Genomic DNA, 17,248 nt, shown 5'->3' with positions numbered 1-17,248 from the left:
GTGCTGTGGAAGTGATACCTTAGGGTCTGGCGCCAACGTGGAATGGGAACAGGACTCCGGCGCCCTGCCCGGCCGCCCGGTCCACGCCGCGGCCCAAGCAAAACCGCCGCCCGGCGGCTGGCGCCCGGGCGGCGGTGCGATTTCAGGAAAGACCTGCAGAAAAATCTACAAGTCTGTAGGAAAAGATCGCTTCTTACAGGATGTAGCGCGAAAGATCCTCGTTCTGGCTCAGGCTCGCGAGGCGTCCGTCCACGTAGGCGGCATCGACGCGCACGGTCTGGCCCGACAGCTTCGCGGCGTCGAAGCTCACCTCGTCCAGCAGCCGCTCCATCACGGTGGAGAGCCGGCGTGCGCCGATGTTCTCGGTGCGCTCGTTCACCTCGAAGGCGATATGGGCCAGCCGCGTGATGCCCTCCGGAACGAATTCCAGCGTGACCCCTTCGGTGGCCAGCAGCGCCTGGTATTGCTTCACCAGGGAGGCATGGGTCTGGGTGAGGATGGCCTCGAAATCGCCCACGGAGAGCGACTCCAGTTCGACACGGATGGGAAAGCGCCCCTGCAGCTCGGGAATCAGGTCGCTCGGCTTGGCCAGGTGGAAGGCGCCGGAGGCGATGAAGAGGATGTGGTCGGTCTTCACCATGCCGTATTTGGTGCTCACCGTCGTGCCCTCCACCAGCGGCAGCAGGTCGCGCTGCACGCCCTGGCGGGAGACGTCGGAGCCGCCGGCCTCCTGGCGCGTGGCCACCTTGTCGATCTCGTCGATGAACACGATGCCGTTCTGCTCGGCGTTCTGCAGGGCGCGCGTCTTGACCTCCTCTTCATTGACCAGCTTGCCCGCCTCCTCGTCGGTGAGCAGCTTCAGCGCCTCGGCGATCCGCAGCTTGCGCGTCTTGCGGCGCTCCTGGCCCATCTGGCTGAACATGCCGCGCAGCTGCTCGGCCATTTCCTCCATGCCCTGGGGGCCCATGATCTCGAGCTGGGGCCGGGCATCGGCCAGGTCGATCTCGATCTCCTTGTCGTCCAGCAGGCCCTCGCGCAGCTTCTTGCGGAACACCTGGCGGGCGGTGCTGTCCGCGGGCTGCTCCCCGGTGCGCGCCGTGGGGATGAGCACGTCGAGGATGCGGTCCTCGGCGGCGTCCTCGGCCCGGGCACGCACCTTCTTCACGTCGGCCTCGCGGGTCTGCTTGACGGCCACCTCGACCAGGTCGCGCACGATGGAGTCCACGTCCTTGCCGACGTAGCCCACCTCGGTGAACTTGGTGGCCTCCACCTTGATGAACGGGGCATCCGCCAGCCGGGCGAGGCGGCGGGCGATTTCCGTCTTGCCCACGCCGGTGGGGCCGATCATGAGGATGTTCTTGGGGGTGATCTCCTGGCGCAGTCCGGGATCGACCTGCTGGCGGCGCCAGCGGTTGCGCAGCGCGATGGCGACGGCGCGCTTGGCGCCCGACTGGCCCACGATGTGGCGGTCGAGCTCGGAGACGATTTCCTGGGGGGTCATGGAAGACATGGTGTTCACTCGGGACGGAACGGGCCGGGAACCGGCAGGGAGGGGACACGGCGGGCGGCCCGCGGGCAGGCCCGCCGCGCGCGGCGGAAGGACGACGCGGGCGTCAGAGCGTCTCGACGGTGTGGTGCATGTTCGTGTAGATGCACAGCTCGCCCGCGATGGCGAGCGACTTGCGCACGATCTCCTCGGCGGACAGCTCGGTGTGGTTCAGCAGCGCCTTGGCGGCCGAATGCGCGTAGGCACCGCCGGAGCCGATGGCCACGATGCCCTGCTCCGGCTCCAGCACGTCGCCGTTGCCGGTGATGATGAGCGAGGCGCTGGCATCCGCCACGGCCAGCATGGCCTCCAGGCGGCGCAGCACACGGTCGGTGCGCCAGTCCTTGGTGAGTTCGATGGCGGCGCGCGTCAGGTGGCCCTGGTGCTTTTCCAGCTTGGCTTCGAATCGCTCGAAGAGGGTGAAGGCGTCGGCCGTGGCGCCCGCGAAGCCCGCGAGCACCTTGCCGTGGTGCAGCTTGCGCACCTTGCGCGCCGAGCCCTTCACGACGATGTTGCCGAGCGTGACCTGCCCGTCGCCGCCGATGGCGACCTGGATGGTGCCGTCCGCGGCCTGGCGGCGGACGCTGAGGATGGTGGTGCCGTGAAACTGTTCCATAGCGTCCGGAATTGGGGATGGACGCCCGGATTGCAACAGCCCCGCCGCCGGGGCCGCCCGCCGCCCGCCCGGGACGGGCTCAGTTCTGCCGCGGAACGATGCGCGCGTGCTCGTGGATGCCGATGACGTTGAAGAACACCGCCACCAGCCGCGGGACCTGGGTGAAGTGCACCACGTTGCCCAGGGCCTGCTGGGCGGCTGTCCAGTTCAGCACGGAGCCGGCGGCGGCGAAATCCACGCGCGCGAGCCGGTCGCAGCCGATGGCGAACGGCACGCCGGCATGCAGGTGCGCCTCCATGGGCTCGAGGATGGCCGTCGCATCGCCCTCGATGTGCCCGGACAGCACGGCGGCCGGAACGGAGGGCTCCAGCCCCCCCGGCTGGGAGGCCGGCTCGCCGAAGCCCGAGGAGAAGGCATCCGCGTCGAAGGGCACCGCGGCCGCCGCCGGATGGGCGCCATCGCCGCCCCCGTCATCGGAATAGCTGCAGTTCGGGGCCTGCCAGGACGGCGGGGAGACCTCGTAGGTGACGCAATAGTCCAGCGCGACCAGTTCGAACTCGTCGGGCCGGCCCATCAGCCGCAATGCCGCCATGCGCAGGCGCCACCAGTCCGGCGGAACGCTCCGGTCGCCGGACGGCGTGCGGGCCTCCAGCAGGCTCGCCAGGGCGTCCACGCCCTTGAAGACGATGGCCTCGGTACGGTCCGCCCACTGCCCGAACTGCTGCGCCAGGCCCGGGACGGCCCCTTCCTCGATGGTCATCAGGCGCGACCAGGAGAAAGTCCAGGGCGGAGCGGACGCCCGGGCCACGGAGGCCTGCAGGGCCGCCACCGACTGGGCCGTGAGCACCGAAGGTGCGTTCCAGAGGAATTCGCGCTGGGCCCCGCCGGCGGGATCGGCCGGGGCGGACGGAGGCTGCATCCCCAGGAGTTCGGGCATGGAGAACCACAGCGGCGCGGAGCGGCCGAACCGTGCGGCGAAATCGATGGCCAGCGACTCGAAGCGGGCATGGTCGCCCGTGGCGCGGTAGAAATCGAAGAGCGCCATCCAGAACTCGGCCTGCCGCGCCATGTCCTCGTCGCCCTCGTGCTGCGCGAGCGCCTCCAGCAGGCCCGCCTCCGCGCCGGCGTAGTCGCCGTTCGCGAAGCGGATCGCGGCCTCCTCCAGGTCGGGCTCGTGCACGTAGGGCGGCGGCTCGGGCGCCACGTAGGCCGGCGCGGGACGTGACGGCGGATCGGCCCGCTCGGTGAGCAGGGGGGGCGCCAGCGGACGCGAGCCTTCGGCGGAGCGTGCGCCGGGAAACGCCTGGGGCACCGTGGGGGCCATGAGGTCCGTGGCGGGCGGCAGGCTTTCGCCGGAGAACAGCGGCTGCACGCCGGGCTCCGACAGCCCCGCCGGCAGGCTGGCCGGGGCGGTGGGGGCGAACGCACGGGCGTGCGCCGCGTCGGCGGAATCGGAGGCGCCGAAGGGTGCCGGTTCGGTGGGCGCCATGCCGGCCGGCGAACCGGCGGCCGCAGGCTGCTTGCTCTTCCACCACTGCTGGGACATCTGCGCCTCGATCTCGTCGATCTTCTTGAGCGTGACGGCCCGGTCGTCCGGCGAAGTCATGCTGGTATGGAAGAACGAGGGCCGGGCGGTCTGATCGTCCGACCGCTGGCCGTGGAGGGCCTCGCGCTGGCGCAGCTTGCGCAGCTGGTCGAACTCGCGGCGCCGCACGAAATCGTTGCGGCGCTTGCGCTCGATCATTTCCTTGAGCATCTGCTTGCTGTACTGGCTCTCGCGCTCTTCGTCGATGGAGTCGAGCTCATTCCAGTTGACGGTGGGATTGCGCACGAAGCGCACCACCTTGGACAGCAGGCCGCGGGAGGAATCTTCCTTGCTCATGGATCGTCGTGGCTGGAGGGCACGCGCCTCGGCACGGGGGGGCGGGCGGACAGGTGCGGAAAACGGCGGGACGGGCCGGGCGCGGGCGGATGTGGCGGACGCGGTGCCGTCAGTCCCCGAACATCTTCTGCTTGAGCTCCCGGCGCTGCTGCGCCTCCAGGGACAGGGTGGCGGTGGGGCGCGCCAGGAGGCGGCCGACGCCGATCGGCTCGCCGGTCTCGTCGCAGTAGCCGTAGTCGCCCGCGTCGATGCGGGCGATGGACTGCTCGATCTTCTTGAGCAGCTTGCGCTCGCGGTCGCGGGTGCGCAGCTCCAGGGCGTGCTCTTCCTCGATGGTGGCGCGGTCGGCCGGATCGGGCACCACCACGGTGTCCTCGCGCAGGTGCTCGGTGGTCTCGCCTGCGTTGTTGTGCATGTCCTGCTTGAGCTGCACGAGCTTGTGCCGGAAGAACGCCAGCTGCTTCTCGTTCATGTACTCGCTGTCGGGCATGGAAAGCACCTCGGCGTCGGACAGCTCCTCGGCCGACTTGGTCTTCCAGTTGTTGGCCAGCTTCGGGTCTTTCTTGGCGGCCGCGACGGGCGATTGCGCTTGCAGGGTCGTAGGCATGATGTGTATTAGGCTGGCTGCGCCGGCGGGGTGGCCGGCGACGGTGCCGTGGATGGTACGGTCAATTGCTCCAAACGGGAAGGAGGCCGCCTCCTACGTACGGCGGTTTCCACCGGAATGGGACGGCGGCGCGGCAAACCCGGTCCCGCCCGTGCCGCCCGCCCTCCCGAAAGCGGTCGATGCGGCGGCGGTGTCCTCCCGTTTTTGCCGGGGCGCGATTGTATCGGCCGATTCAGCGCGCGCGCGGCCGCCCCCCGCGAAGTAGTGGTTATCCTACAAACCGGCCGCCGCACCCGGCCCGGGGCCGGCTCACGCCAGGCACTGCTCCAGGCCCTGCCGGAAGATGTCCTGGGGCAGGTCGATGCCGATGAACACCATCCTGCTCTGGCGCTGCTCGCCCTCGGCCCACTGCGGGCCCAGGTCGCTGCCCATGAGCTGGTGCACGCCCTGGAAGATGACCTTGCGCTCGGTGCCCTTCATGTGCAGCACGCCCTTGTAGCGCAGCATGCGGGGGCCGTAGATGTTGACGATGGCACCCAGGAAGTCTTCCAGCCTCGCCGGGTCGAAGGGACGGTCGGCGCGGTAGACGAAGCTCTTCACGTCGTCGTCATGGTGATGGTGGTGGCCATGGCCTGCGTGCTGGTGCGAGGGATGGCTGCAGTGCTCGCCGTGCTCGTGGTCATGGTCGTGGTGGTCGTGCCCGTGGCCATGTCCATGGCCGTGGTCGTCCTCTTCCTTCAGGAAGTCGGGGTCGATGTCGAGCTTGGCGTTCAGGTTGAAGCCGCGCAGGTCCAGCACTTCCGAGACCGGCACCTCGCCGAAATGGACCGCCTTGATCGGCGCGCGCGGGTTCATGTGCTTGAGGCGGTGGATCAGCGCGTCGGTCTCCTCGCTGGAAACGAGGTCGGTCTTGGACAGGAAGATCTGGTCCGCGAAGCCCACCTGGCGGCGTGCCTCCTGGCGGTCGTTCAGCTGCTGGGCGGCATGCTTGGCGTCCACCAGGGTGATGATGGAGTCGATGAGGTAGGTCTCGGCGATCTCTTCGTCCATGAAGAAAGTCTGGGCCACCGGTCCGGGATCGGCCAGGCCGGTGGTCTCGATCACGATGCGGTCGAAGTCCAGGAGCCCCTTGCGGCGCTTGGCGGCCAGCAGCTGGAGCGTCTCGCGCAGGTCCTCGCGGATCGTGCAGCAGATGCAGCCGTTGCTCATCTGCACGATCTGTTCCTTGGAATCCGTCACCAGGATGTCGTTGTCGATGTTCTCCTCGCCGAATTCGTTTTCGATGACGGCGATCTTCTGGCCGTGCGACTCGGTCAGCACGCGCTTGAGGAGGGTGGTCTTGCCCGAGCCCAGGAAGCCCGTGAGGATGGTGGTGGGAATGAGGGACATGGTCGGCAAACGCTTTCGGAAGGTGGAGGGTGGCGGCGCGGAACGCCTTCCCAAAAGTTTAGCGAGGCTGTCAACACCCCCGGATTTCGGGCGCCAAAGCCGGCCTTTTCCCCGGTTGGCGCAGCGGGAAATACGCTACATTGATTTCCAGATTCCGCCCCCGACAGCCCTTCTACGAGCCGTTTTCCGCTCTTTTTCCAGGCCATGGATTTCGACCTGACCGCCACGCTCCTGGATTCGCTGGGCATCGCCATGTGCGTGTTCGACGCCGAGGAGCGTACCGTCCTGTGGAATGCCTCGTTTCTCCGTTTCTTCCCGGAGCACGAAGGCCGCGTCCATGCCGGCGAGCCCTATGCCGACAATCTGCGGCGCTTCTACCAGGGGCGCCTGCCGCCCGAAGACCTCCCCCACATCGACCGCTTCATCGCCGACGGCCTGATGCGCAACCGCCTGCAGACGCGGCCCTATGTCTTCCAGCACCTCGGGCGATGGCTGCGCGTGGCCGCGGTGCCCGTGCACGGGGGGTATCGCATCCGCGTCTGGCAGCACGTGGCGCATGTGGACGAGCCCTCCGACGCCCCGGCCGCGAAGTTCCAGTCCTCGCTGCCGGCGTCCGGCACCCGTCAAATGCTGGAGGACCTGGGCGAGGCCGCGGCCGTGCTGGACGACGAAGGCCGCATCCTGTACGCCAACGACCTGTTCGTGATGATGCACGGGCTGCCCTCCAGGGAGGCACTGGCGCAGCGGACCTATGTGCAGATCGTCAGGCAGCTCTGGGATGCGTCACCCGATGCCCAGGAGCGGCTGCGGCGTGCCCAGGACGTGGCTGCGGCCCTGCACGATGCCGCCTTCTTCGCGGGCGCGCCGTTCGAAGTGCCGCTGCCGGGCGACCGCTGGATGCGCGTGACCATGAACCGCAGCGCCGGCGGGCAGAACTACGCCCTGCATACAGACATCTCCGAAGTGAAGCGCAACGAAAGCGAGCTGCGCGCAGCCGAACTGCGTGCGCGCGAAAGCGAGGAACAGTTGCGGGTGCTGGCCGAGCAGTTGCGCACGGAAACGCACCACGACGTGCTGACCGGACTGCCCAACCGCCGCAGCCTGGGCGCGCAGGTCCAGGAACTCTCCTCTCAGCCCGGCTCCCATGCGCTGCTTTTCATCGACCTGGACGGTTTCAAGGCCGTGAACGACGAAGCCGGCCATGCGGCCGGCGACCATGTGCTCTGCCAGGTGGCGGGCCGGTTGCGCTGCTGCGTGCGCGTGGACGACGTGCTCGTGCGCCTGGGAGGCGACGAGTTCGTGGTCCTCCTGCGGCATTGCACCCGGCATGGCGCCCGGAGCACCGGCCTGCAGATCGTGGAGGCACTGCGCAGCGAGCCTTTCCAGGCGGCGCAGCACGTGTTCCGGATCGGCGCGAGCATCGGCGTGCGGCTGTTCGGAAGCACGCCCGAGCCCCTGGAAAACCTCATGGCCGACGCGGACGCTGCCTGTTACGCCGCCAAGCGCGGCGGCCGCGGCCGCGTCGAGATGGCCGGTGCCGGCAGCGAGCCGCAGGCGCCCGTCACGCTCCCTTGCGCATCACCGCCAGCCCCTTGAGGTATTCCCCCTCGGGGAATTCCAGGGTCATGGGGTGGTCGGGCGCGCCGCCGAGGCGCTCCAGGATGTAGCCGTCCACCCCCGCGTCGGCGCCGGCCGAGGCCACGATCTTGTGGAACAGGTCGGCGCTGATCCCGCCGGAGCACGAGAAGGTGTAGAGCAACCCGCCGGGCGCGAGCAGCTGCAGGCCCAGGCGGTTGATGTCCTTGTAGGCCCGCGCGGCGCGCTCGGCATGGGCGACGGTGGGCGCGAACTTCGGGGGATCGAGCACGATGGCGTCGAAGCGGCGGCCTTCCTGGAGGAAGCGCCGCAGGGAGGCGTTCACGTCGGCATCGAGGAATTCCGTGCGGGCGGCCTCGAAGCCGTTGAGGGCCGCATGCGAGCGCGCGCGCTCCAGCGCCGGCCCCGACGAATCGATGGAGGTGACCTGCGCGGCTCCGCCCGCGAGCGCCGCGACGGTGAAGCCGCCGGTATAGCAGTAGCAGTTGAGCACCTGGCGCGCGCCGAGCCGGCGCACGGCCTCGGAGAAGCGGTGGCGGCTGTCGCGCTGGTCGAGGTAGAAGCCGGTCTTGTGGCCTTCGGCGATGTCCAGGGTGAGGCGCCAGCCATGTTCGCGGATGGACAGCTCCGTGGGGCCGTCGCCGCGCAGCCACCCCGTGGCGGGCTCCAGTCCCTCCAGCTGCCGCACGCTGGCGTCGGAGCGTTCGTAGAGCCTGTCGAGGCCCGTGGCCTGCAGCAGGGCATCGGCGATCACCGCTTTCCAGCGCTCGGTGCCGGCGCTGGTGAACTGTGCCACCAGGGTGTCGCCGTAGCGGTCCACGATCAGGCCGGGCAGGCCGTCGGATTCCCCATGCACCAGGCGCACGCCGTCGCTCTCGATGGCGAAGCGCTCCCGCGCCCGGACCGCGCGGTCCACGGCAGCGGCGAAGAATGCGGGGTCGATGCGCTGCGCCTCGTCGAAGCTCCAGGCACGGGCGCGGATGCGCGATGCAGGGCTGAAGGCGGCCCAGGCCAGGAAGCGGCCGTCCGCCGACTCCACCCGCACGGTCTCCCCGCTGTCGCCGCCGCCCTTGGCGATGGCCGATTCGAAGATCCAGGGATGGCGGCGCAGGAGGGAACGCTCCTTGCCAGGGCGCAGGCGGATGGTTTTCATGGAGCGTATTGTCCTTCCGCCAGCCGCGAGGGCGCCCGGACCGGCGCCGCGGCGTCTCAGCGGACGGCGGGCTCCACGGCGGCCACGCGCGGCGCCGGGTAGAGCGCCACGAGGGCGAGGTCCACGGCGGCGCCGGGCCGGCCATGCCAGACGAGCCGCAGCCGGTCGAAAGCCACCGCATCCGGGGCGGCAGCCACCGGCAGCGGGATGCGGAATCCCGCGCTGCGCCGCTCGCGCTGCCGCAGGGGGGCCTCGGCCACCAGCGGCTGCCAGGCGCCGCCTGCGGCCTGCACGTCCACCGCCAGCCTCAGGTCTTCGCCGCCGCCGTCGGCCTGCACGACCAGTGCGTCGAACGCGCCGGGGCGGACCGCCAGTTCCGCGGGCGACACCACGCTGGCGCGGCCCTGGCCATCCAGCACCACGCGCAGCCCCTTCGGGGTGGCTGCGATCCGGGAGCCGCCCTCGGCCTGCCACTGGTCCGTGTCGTCATGGGTGCCGGCACCGAACGTCCACAGCCGCGCACTGCGGGGCAGGTCGTAGCGGACCATCATGAATTGCATGATGGCCTGCTCCAGGGGCGCGCGGCGCAGCGAGGTGTAGCCGACGTAGTCCCGGGTGCCCGCAGCCTCCCCCGGACTGCCGTTCCAGGCCATCGGGGAGACGAAGCGCGCGCCATAGTTCGCGATATCGCGCAGCGAGCGATAGGCCTGGCCGTATCCCGCCATCTTCGCAGGCGTGTTCAGATCGGCCGTGTTGTATTCCACCACCGCCCATTCCGGGCTGTAGCGGCGGAACTCGTCGAACAGCGAGGCATGGCCTTCCATGCGGATCGCGTTGATGGCGCTGTCGCCATAGATGATCGCGCCCAGGCGCCCCTCGACCGGCACCGAGCCTTCGATCGACATGCCGCCGGAGTCATAGTTCTTGGCGGGGCTGTCCAGACGCACGGCGAAGGGATCAATCAGTTTCCCGGGCGGCATGAAGCCTTGCGACGAATAGATGCGGCTGGCCGGTATGCCCGTCTGGGCGACCCACTGCGAAAGTTCGTCGTAATGCAGTTTGACCAGGTGGCGGCGGAAGTGCTCCCACTCCTGGGTCCAGGGGTCCTTCCAGAACTGCGAGATCTGCGTGGGAAACTCCCGTGGCGGATCGACTTCCTCCCAGTTGGCATGGCGCCTGCCGGTCAGCCGGTCCACGTCTGCCAGGGTGAGGACGCGCGCGCGGCGATAGGCGGAGAGATCGGGAACGCCGGCCCCCCCGGCATTCGCATAGGGCCCGGTGCCGCGCAGCCAGTCCCTGAACTGGCGCAAGGTCTGAGGGTTGTAGTCGTACCACTGCTTGCCCTCGAAGAACGGGTTGACGTAGACGTCCGGATCGAGGTTGATCCCGATGAAGAGATCAGGATGCTCCGACGCGAAACGCCGGATCAGGGCCGACGCCTGCTGGAGGTTGCGCCTCTTGTAGAAGCGGGCGCGTTCGGCGAACACGTTGAGGCTCAGGGAGCGGCCCAGTTCCGGCGATTCGAACGACCCGGGCTGTCCCGATAGGGCCGCGTCGGGCATGACCTGGTTCTTCTCGTTCCACTGACACAGTCCTTCATCCTTCTCCAGGACGTCGTTGATGTCCCATTGGGGCGCATCGCAGGGCGCGTCGGCCCATATGCCGCCATTGAGCGTGAACAGGACCGGGACATTCTTTTCGATGGCGTAGCGCATCACGCGGTTCAAGCTGTCTTCCGCGATGAACCGCTGCCCGCATTTCTTGTCCGGTACGAAATCCGGGTCGAAGGCATAGTCGCCCCGTGCCCCCACGGTCGTGCGCATGTAGAGGATCTGGACCCGGATTCCGGCCTTCACGGTACGGCTCTCGTACGAGGCGAACGTTTCACGGATGCCGTCCGCCCCCCCTTCGCCCACGTGGCTCGTGGCGATCGGGAAATAGAACACTTCGTCCGGGGCCACCCCACGCTCCGGCAGGTAGCTGCTCCAGCGGCTTTTGTAGTCGTCCGGATACAACACCTGCTGCTGCAAGATGGTCTTCTGCCCCTTTCGGTCTATGGCCACTACCTCGACGGAGCTGATCCGGCGGTCAAGGGATCCCAGCGCCACCCGCCCCTCGAACCCCGCGTTCGAAGCCCCAGGCAACCCGGGATGCTCGGCATGCACGTCCGGCCTCTGGAGCCCGTAGGGCAGCACTGCCTCGGTACGGCCGTTGACCAGAACCTCGACGCTCCCGATCTCGTCCGGACTGAGCGTCCACCCCCGTATGTGGAGCATGCTTCCGGGGGTCTGCGCGAAGTCTTCCACATAACCGATGGCGCGCCCCGGCGTTGCAACCTGTGCCTTGGTCTGGGGCGCCGGATTCGCGGCAGCCACCGAATGCAACTGGCCGCGGGCCCACATCCCGCCGCCGCCTGCGAGACACGCCAGCAGCGCCAGAGCCAAAGCCCCCGTCGCGCGGGCCACGCTCGATTCCATACGCCCACGCTGGTGTCTCTGGGTCATGCGTCCTGGCGTACTCGGACGCCCCTTGTGATATTCAACAGCCATTCTCGACGATCGCGCGCCCTCCCACGGGCAAATCCCGGGGGCCGCAATGCACGAAAGAGCGGGATTGTCCAGTTCACAACAGAAGTGCCGTGTCAGACAAAGAAGATTTGAGGATTGTTGAGAAAGCCGGCGCCGGGCTTTCCTAGGATCCGTTCCTGCAGTTGCCCGTGCGGCCCGCACAAGAACAGATCCACCATCCACTACAGAGGGAATTTCCATGCACTACCTACACCGGCTCAAGGTCTCGACCCGTCTCGGCTGGCTCCTGGCCGCCCTTTGCCTGCTGGCTGCCGGTGTCGGCGCCGCCGGGCTGCTGGGCATGGCCCGCTCCAATGCCGGCCTGGTATCCGTCTACCACGACCGGGTGGTGCCGCTGCAGCAGATCAAGCGGGTGGCCGACGCCTACGCGGTGAACATCGTGGACACCGCCCACAAGGTGCGCGACGGCGCGCTGACGCCGCAACAGGGCCTGGAGTCGGTCAATGCGGCGCGCAAGGAGGTGCACGAGCAGTGGGCCGCCTACCTGGCGACCGGCCTGCATGCCGAGGAGCACCGGCTGCTCGAGGAATTCGGGCCGCTGCAGGCGCGTGCCGACGCCGCCGTGCAGGCCCTGGAGGAACTGCTGCGCGCCCGGGACATCCCCGGCCTGACGGCATTCGCCGCCCGTGAGATGTATCCGGCCCTCGACCCGCTGCAGGCCGTGCTCGCCGCCCTCACGCAGGTGCAGCTGGATACCGCGCGCAGCACCTACGAGGCGGCCGAGACCCGCTACGCCGAGACCCGCGCGGGCGTCATCGCGGCGGTGCTGGCGGGCATGGCGTTCGCCATCGGCTTCGGCGCCCTGGTGGTGCGCGGCATCCTGCGGGAGCTCGGCGCGGAACCCGGCGCCGCCGCGGCCGTGGCACGCAGCGTGGCGCAGGGCGACCTCACCATCGAGATTCCCGCGCGCCAGGGCGACGCGACGAGCCTGATGGCCCAGCTCCGAAGCATGCGCGACCAGCTCGCCGCCATGGTGGCGGCCATCCACGAGAGCGCCGAGAGCGTGTCTTCTGCCGCGCTGCAGATCGCCCAGGGCAACAGCGACCTCTCTGCGCGTACCGAAGGCCAGGCGGGCGCGCTGCAGCAGACGGCGGCCTCCATGGAGCAATTGAACGGCACCGTGCGGCAGAACGCGGGCAATGCGCTGGAGGCCGACCGCGTGGCGCAGGCCGCGTCCCGCGTGGCCGCCCAGGGTGGCGCGGTGGTGACCGAGGTGGTGGACACCATGCAGCAGATCCAGGACAGCAGCCGGCGCATCGCGGACATCACCGGCATCATCGACAGCATCGCCTTCCAGACCAACCTGCTCGCGCTCAACGCCGCGGTGGAGGCCGCCCGCGCGGGCGAACAGGGCCGGGGTTTCGCGGTGGTCGCGGGAGAGGTACGCCAGCTCGCCCAACGCGCGGGCCAGGCGGCCGGCGAGATCAAGGGCCTGGTCGGCGCCAGCATGGACCGCGTGGCCGCGGGCACCGCGCTGGCGGGCCGCGCCGGCCAGACCATGTCGAGCGTGGTGCAGTCGATCCAGGGACTGTCGCAGCTGGTGGGGGAAATCACCGCCGCCAGCCAGGAGCAGAGCCAGGGCGTGGACCAGATCAACGACGCGGTGAACGACATGGACCGCTCCACCCAGCACAACGCGGCGCTGGTCGAGGAGATGGCCGCCGCTGCCGCCGCGCTGAGCCAGCGCGCCCGGGAACTGGTCGGCACGGTGGCCAGTTTCCGGCTGCCCGTCGAAAGATTCGCCCTGGCCGGAGCGGCGCTGCCTCCCGCCTCCGCTCCCCGGGCACTGCTGCGGCACGGGTGAGCCAACGGGGAGACTGCCTCAGGGCGCGGGCGCCCACCGCTGCCGCAGCCAGGCCGCGACGGCCGCTGCCGCAGGGTCCCGCAGGAAGGCGTGGCGGAACAGCACACTGCCGTGGATGCCGGGCGTGGATTCGTTGAGGTCGATCTGGCGGCGGATTTCCGGCACGCCGCCCTCCACGCCCCAGTCGGGCTCCTGGGCCGTGGGCCGGCCTGCCTTGTAGAGCGCCATGCCGATGTGGACCTGCACGCCGGGAGAGGCCAGCGCCACGTCCGCCCACCAGCGCGCGATGGTGCCGTAGCCCACCGCCTGCCGCGCGAAGGGCCAGTACACCTGGGGCACGAGGTCGTCCACCAGGCCATCGAGCACCCACTGGCGCGTATCGGCGAAGGCCGCGTCGTAGCTGGGCGCCCCGGCCTGCGTGTCCGAGCCGCGCGGATCATCGGCCCGGTTGCGCCAGACACCCGCGGGGCTGACCCCGAAACGCACCCCGGGGCTGGTGGCGCGCAGTTGCTCCGACAGCCCCTGCACCAGCAGCCGGGTGCTGTGGCGGCGCCAGTCGCCCTTGTCCGCGAAGCCCTGGCCGTAGGTGGCGAAGGTCTGTGCGTCGTCCAGGCGCGAGTCGGCGGTTTCGTAATAGAAGTAGTCGTCGAAGTGGATGGCATCCACGGCATAGCGCGACGTGATCTCGGCCACCACGCTGCCCAGCCAGGCCCGCACCTCGGGCAGCCCCGGGTCCAGCACGAAGCGCCGGGCGGCCGTGCGGATCCAGCCGGGCCGGGTGCGGTAGATGCTGGGCGGGCCGTCGGCGGGCGCGCTGTCCAGCATGCGCACCGTGTCCGCGCCCACGTCCATCGACACGCGGTACGGATTGAGCCAGGCGTGCAGCTCCAGCCCCCTCGCATGCGCCTGCTCCACGGCGAAGGCCAGGGGGTCGAATCCGGGATGCCGGCCCAGCGTGCCGGTCAGGTAGGGCGACCAGGGCAGGAGGTCGGAGGCATAGAGCGCATCCGCGCACGGCTTGGCCTGGAAGATCACCGCGTTGAGGCCGGTGGCCACCGCCTCGTCCAGGATGCGCAGCAGTTCCGCCTGCTGCACGGCGACGCGCTGCGCATCGTCGGCGATCCGGGCGGACTCCGCGGAGGGCCAGTCCAGGTTCAGGACCGTGGAGACCCAGCTGGCCCGCAGGGGCCGGGCCCGCGTGAAGGACGGCTCCGGGCCGGCACCCGCGCTGGCCCCTCCGCCACAGCCTTCCAGCAGGAGCGGCGCTGCCAGCAGGGACGACAGCCCGGCCGCCTGGGCGAGCAGGCGCCGGCGGCGTGGATCGGTGGGGAAGGAAAACAACGTGGCATGGGGAGAAGGCATGGGCCGGATTCTGCAGCACGGAAATTCCCTGCCGCCATGGAAGGACGGGCCCCCGCGAATGCCTGCGACCGGCCGTCAGCCGCCAGGCTTGCGGCGCGCCCGCGGATGGGCGGCGTCGTACACCTTGGCGAGGTGCTGGAAATCCAGGCGCGTATAGACCTGGGTGGTGGTGATGTTGGCATGGCCCAGCAGCTCCTGCACCGCCCGCAGGTCGCCGCTGGACTGCAGCAGGTGGCTGGCGAAGGAGTGCCGCAGCATGTGCGGGTGCACCGGCGTGGACAGCCCGGCGAGCTGGCTGCGCTGCCGCAGGCGCGACCAGATGGACTGCCCCGTGAGCCGTGCGCCGCGCCGGCCCAGGAAAAGCGCAGCATCCGCGCGGCCGGAGGCCGCGCTGCCGAAGGGCTGCAGCCGCACCTCCAGCCAGGCGCGCAGGGCCGCCAGCGCGGCCGATCCGACCGGCACGCTGCGCCGCTTCGAACCCTTGCCGAAGACGTGCGCCTCGGCGGCATCGAGGTCGATCCAGCCCCGGCCCTGGCGCTGCGTGTCCGGCCCCGGCACGGCGTCCAGGCCGGCCAGTTCCCCCACGCGCAGGCCGCAGCCGTAGAGCAGCTCGACCATCGCCGCATCGCGCGCTTCCAGCCACGGGTCGCTGCCCGAGGAGCCCTCGAACTCCGCGAGCCGCACCGCGTCGTCCACGCCCAGCGCCTTGGGCAGCGGCTTGGGCGCGCGCGGCGCGCGCACGCCCTGCACGGGGTTGTGGGGCACGAGTCCCTGCCGTGCCGCCCAGGTGAAGAAGCCGCGCCAGCCCGACAGGATCAGCGCGATGCCCCGCCCGCCGCGCCCGCCCGCGTGCATCTGCGCCACGAAGCGGCGGATGTGCGCGGCCTGCAGTTGCAGCAGCGGCACGCCCGCGTCGCGCGCGCTGGCGGCCAGCTTCGCCAGGTCGAGCGTGTAGAGCGTGACGGTGCGCTGCGCCAGGCGCTTTTCCACGCGCACGTGCTCCAGGTAGCGCAGCACGTCGGGATCGGTGGGCACCACCGGCTGCGGGCCGTCCGCCATGGCCGGGTCAGCGCAGGCGCGAGAGCGCCGAGCTGGCCAGTTCGGCCATGCGCACGAGGAAGTCGGTGCCCATGTCGGCGCCGAAGCGCTGCGGGTCGGGCGAGCCCAGCACCAGCAGGCCGAAAGCCGGCGCGTCGTCATCGAGCGCCCCCTGGCGCAGCGGCAGCAGGGCGATCGACTGCACCGAGGCAGGCTCGGGCAGCCAGCCCGCGGGCTCGAAGCCGAGGTTGGGGCCGCAGAACGGCTGCGTGAGCGAGGTGGCGAACGAGCGCGCATCGGCGCTCGCGCCCTGCGCGAAGGCGGCACCCGCGTACGGGCCGCCCACGTCCCAGAGGCGCAGCGCCGCCTGCGGCACGTCGAACAGCCGGCGGATGCCCTGCTCCACCAGGCCCGGCAGCAGCGCCGGGTCGCCGGCCTGCGCCAGCTCGCGCGTCCACTGGTGGATCTTCTGCGCGATGGCGGTGTTCTCGTGGCTGTGGCGCACCATTTCCATGATGCGCTGCTCCAGGCCCTTGATCTTCTCGCGCAGCATCTCGGCCTGGCGCTCCTGCAGGCTGACGGCGCGCTGCCCGTGCGGGCTGGTGAGGACCACGCCGGTCAGCAGCTCGGCGTGGCGCTCGAAGAAGCCCGGTGTGTTGGCGAGGAATTCGGCGATGTCTTCTTCCGTGATGGGAGGCACGGCCTGGGCGGGGGTATGCGGATGGGTCATGGTGCGTCGGGAATGTCGATCTGGCCTTCGAAGACGGTGGTCGCCGGTCCGGTCATGAAGACGGACTCGGACGGGTCGCCGCTCCAGGCGATGGTGAGCAGGCCGCCGCGCGTGCGGACATCGACGCGCGTGTCCAGCAGGCCCAGGCGGATGCCCGCGGCCACGGCGGCGCAGGCGCCCGTGCCGCAGGCCAGGGTTTCGCCGGCGCCGCGTTCATGCACGCGCAGGCGCACGTGGGCACGGTCCTCGATCTGCAGGTAGCCCGCGTTCACGCGCTGCGGAAAGCGCGCGTGGCCTTCGATGAGCGGACCGGTGCGCGCCACCGGCGCCGCGTCCACGTCCTCGACCAGTTGCACGGCATGCGGGTTGCCCATGGAGACCACCGCCACGTCGACCACCTGCGCGTCGGCGCCGGCGCCGAGAGGCAGCGGCCACGTCTGTCCCGCCCCGCGGGCCGCGGGTGCGAGGCCAGAGGCATCGAAAGGCACCTCGGCAGGGTCGAAGCGCGGGCGGCCCATGTCCACGGTGACGCGGCCGTCCGGCGTCAGGCGCGGGGCGATCACGCCGGCCAGGGTCTGAACGCGGATGGTGTCCCGGTCGGTGAGGCCCTTGTCGCGCACGTAGCGGGCGAAGCAGCGCGCGCCGTTGCCGCACTGCTCGACCTCGCCGCCGTCGGCGTTGTGGATGACGTATTCGAAATCGATGCCGTCGGCCGGCGACGGACGCACGGTGAGGATCTGGTCGGCGCCGACCCCGAAGTGGCGGTCGGCGAGGTAGCGGTACTGCGCGGGCGTGAGGCCCAGGCGCCCCTGCGTTTCGTCGAGCACGACGAAATCGTTGCCGGCACCCTGCATTTTGGTGAAGCGGATCTGCATCCGCAGGATTATCGTTGCCCGGCAGGCGCGGCATGGCCCCTCGCCGGCAGGGGCCGGCCGGG

The 17,248-nt window shown here is 70.1% G+C and carries 13 protein-coding genes; 2 read left to right on the top strand and 11 right to left on the bottom strand.

Annotation, left to right across the window (positions count from 1 at the left end; genetic code table 11):
- Nucleotides 1-193: 193 nt before the first annotated feature.
- From hslU to T336_RS0102545, 5 genes are all read right to left on the bottom strand, one after another.
- On the bottom strand, nucleotides 194-1,510 hold the full coding sequence (hslU, locus tag T336_RS0102565; RefSeq protein ID WP_020424793.1) for an ATP-dependent protease ATPase subunit HslU: 1,317 nt from the start codon (nucleotides 1,508-1,510) through the stop codon (nucleotides 194-196).
- A gap of 103 nt (nucleotides 1,511-1,613) precedes the next feature.
- A complete protein-coding gene (gene hslV / locus T336_RS0102560; protein ID WP_019700865.1) occupies nucleotides 1,614-2,162 on the bottom strand; it encodes an ATP-dependent protease subunit HslV in 549 nt (182 codons plus the stop codon).
- 79 nt (nucleotides 2,163-2,241) lie between these two features.
- Nucleotides 2,242-4,044 carry a type IV pilus assembly protein FimV gene (locus T336_RS0102555; protein ID WP_026431383.1) on the bottom strand — a complete coding sequence of 601 codons (1,803 nt, stop codon included), beginning with the start codon at nucleotides 4,042-4,044 and terminating at the stop codon, nucleotides 2,242-2,244.
- A 109-nt stretch (nucleotides 4,045-4,153) separates the two neighbouring features.
- Nucleotides 4,154-4,651: an RNA polymerase-binding protein DksA gene (gene dksA / locus T336_RS0102550; protein WP_019700863.1), complete on the bottom strand. Its 498-nt coding sequence runs from the start codon at nucleotides 4,649-4,651 to the stop codon at nucleotides 4,154-4,156.
- 309 nt (nucleotides 4,652-4,960) lie between these two features.
- Complete coding sequence (locus T336_RS0102545) at nucleotides 4,961-6,040, bottom strand: CobW family GTP-binding protein (RefSeq protein ID WP_026431382.1); 1,080 nt, start codon at nucleotides 6,038-6,040, stop codon at nucleotides 4,961-4,963.
- Nucleotides 6,041-6,244: 204 nt separating this feature from the next.
- Here T336_RS0102545 and T336_RS0102540 point away from each other — a divergent pair, with 204 nt between their 5' ends.
- Nucleotides 6,245-7,636: a diguanylate cyclase domain-containing protein gene (locus T336_RS0102540; protein WP_026431381.1), complete on the top strand. Its 1,392-nt coding sequence runs from the start codon at nucleotides 6,245-6,247 to the stop codon at nucleotides 7,634-7,636.
- Here T336_RS0102540 and T336_RS0102535 read toward each other — a convergent pair.
- Entirely contained in the window at nucleotides 7,602-8,789 is a 1,188-nt protein-coding gene (locus T336_RS0102535) for a class I SAM-dependent rRNA methyltransferase (RefSeq protein ID WP_026431380.1), read from the bottom strand. The genes T336_RS0102540 and T336_RS0102535 overlap by 35 nt on opposite strands.
- 56 nt (nucleotides 8,790-8,845) lie before the next feature.
- On the bottom strand, nucleotides 8,846-11,293 hold the full coding sequence (locus T336_RS0102530; RefSeq protein ID WP_051647035.1) for a hypothetical protein: 2,448 nt from the start codon (nucleotides 11,291-11,293) through the stop codon (nucleotides 8,846-8,848).
- A 262-nt stretch (nucleotides 11,294-11,555) separates the two neighbouring features.
- Here T336_RS0102530 and T336_RS0102525 point away from each other — a divergent pair, with 262 nt between their 5' ends.
- Nucleotides 11,556-13,181 carry a methyl-accepting chemotaxis protein gene (locus T336_RS0102525; protein ID WP_026431378.1) on the top strand — a complete coding sequence of 542 codons (1,626 nt, stop codon included), beginning with the start codon at nucleotides 11,556-11,558 and terminating at the stop codon, nucleotides 13,179-13,181.
- A gap of 18 nt (nucleotides 13,182-13,199) precedes the next feature.
- Here T336_RS0102525 and T336_RS0102520 read toward each other — a convergent pair whose 3' ends face one another.
- The 4 genes from T336_RS0102520 to dapF all read right to left on the bottom strand — a co-directional run bounded on the left by T336_RS0102520 (nucleotide 13,200) and on the right by dapF (nucleotide 17,186).
- On the bottom strand, nucleotides 13,200-14,543 hold the full coding sequence (locus tag T336_RS0102520) for a glycoside hydrolase family 10-like protein (RefSeq protein ID WP_026431377.1): 1,344 nt from the start codon (nucleotides 14,541-14,543) through the stop codon (nucleotides 13,200-13,202).
- A 75-nt stretch (nucleotides 14,544-14,618) separates the two neighbouring features.
- Entirely contained in the window at nucleotides 14,619-15,602 is a 984-nt protein-coding gene (locus T336_RS0102515) for a tyrosine-type recombinase/integrase (protein ID WP_026431376.1), read from the bottom strand.
- 7 nt (nucleotides 15,603-15,609) lie between these two features.
- Nucleotides 15,610-16,311 carry a DUF484 family protein gene (locus T336_RS0102510; protein ID WP_026431375.1) on the bottom strand — a complete coding sequence of 234 codons (702 nt, stop codon included), beginning with the start codon at nucleotides 16,309-16,311 and terminating at the stop codon, nucleotides 15,610-15,612.
- Nucleotides 16,308-17,186, bottom strand: coding sequence for a diaminopimelate epimerase (gene dapF / locus T336_RS0102505; RefSeq protein ID WP_019700854.1), 879 nt, complete (start codon nucleotides 17,184-17,186; stop codon nucleotides 16,308-16,310). The genes T336_RS0102510 and dapF overlap by 4 nt, the downstream gene beginning before the upstream one ends.
- Between the last annotated feature and the right edge of the window lie 62 nt (nucleotides 17,187-17,248).

The organism is Paracidovorax oryzae ATCC 19882 (assembly GCF_000687165.1).
GTDB lineage: Bacteria > Pseudomonadota > Gammaproteobacteria > Burkholderiales > Burkholderiaceae_C > Paracidovorax > Paracidovorax oryzae.
Note: the sequence above shows the minus strand (reverse complement) of the source record. Positions and strands in the feature narration are given on the sequence as shown.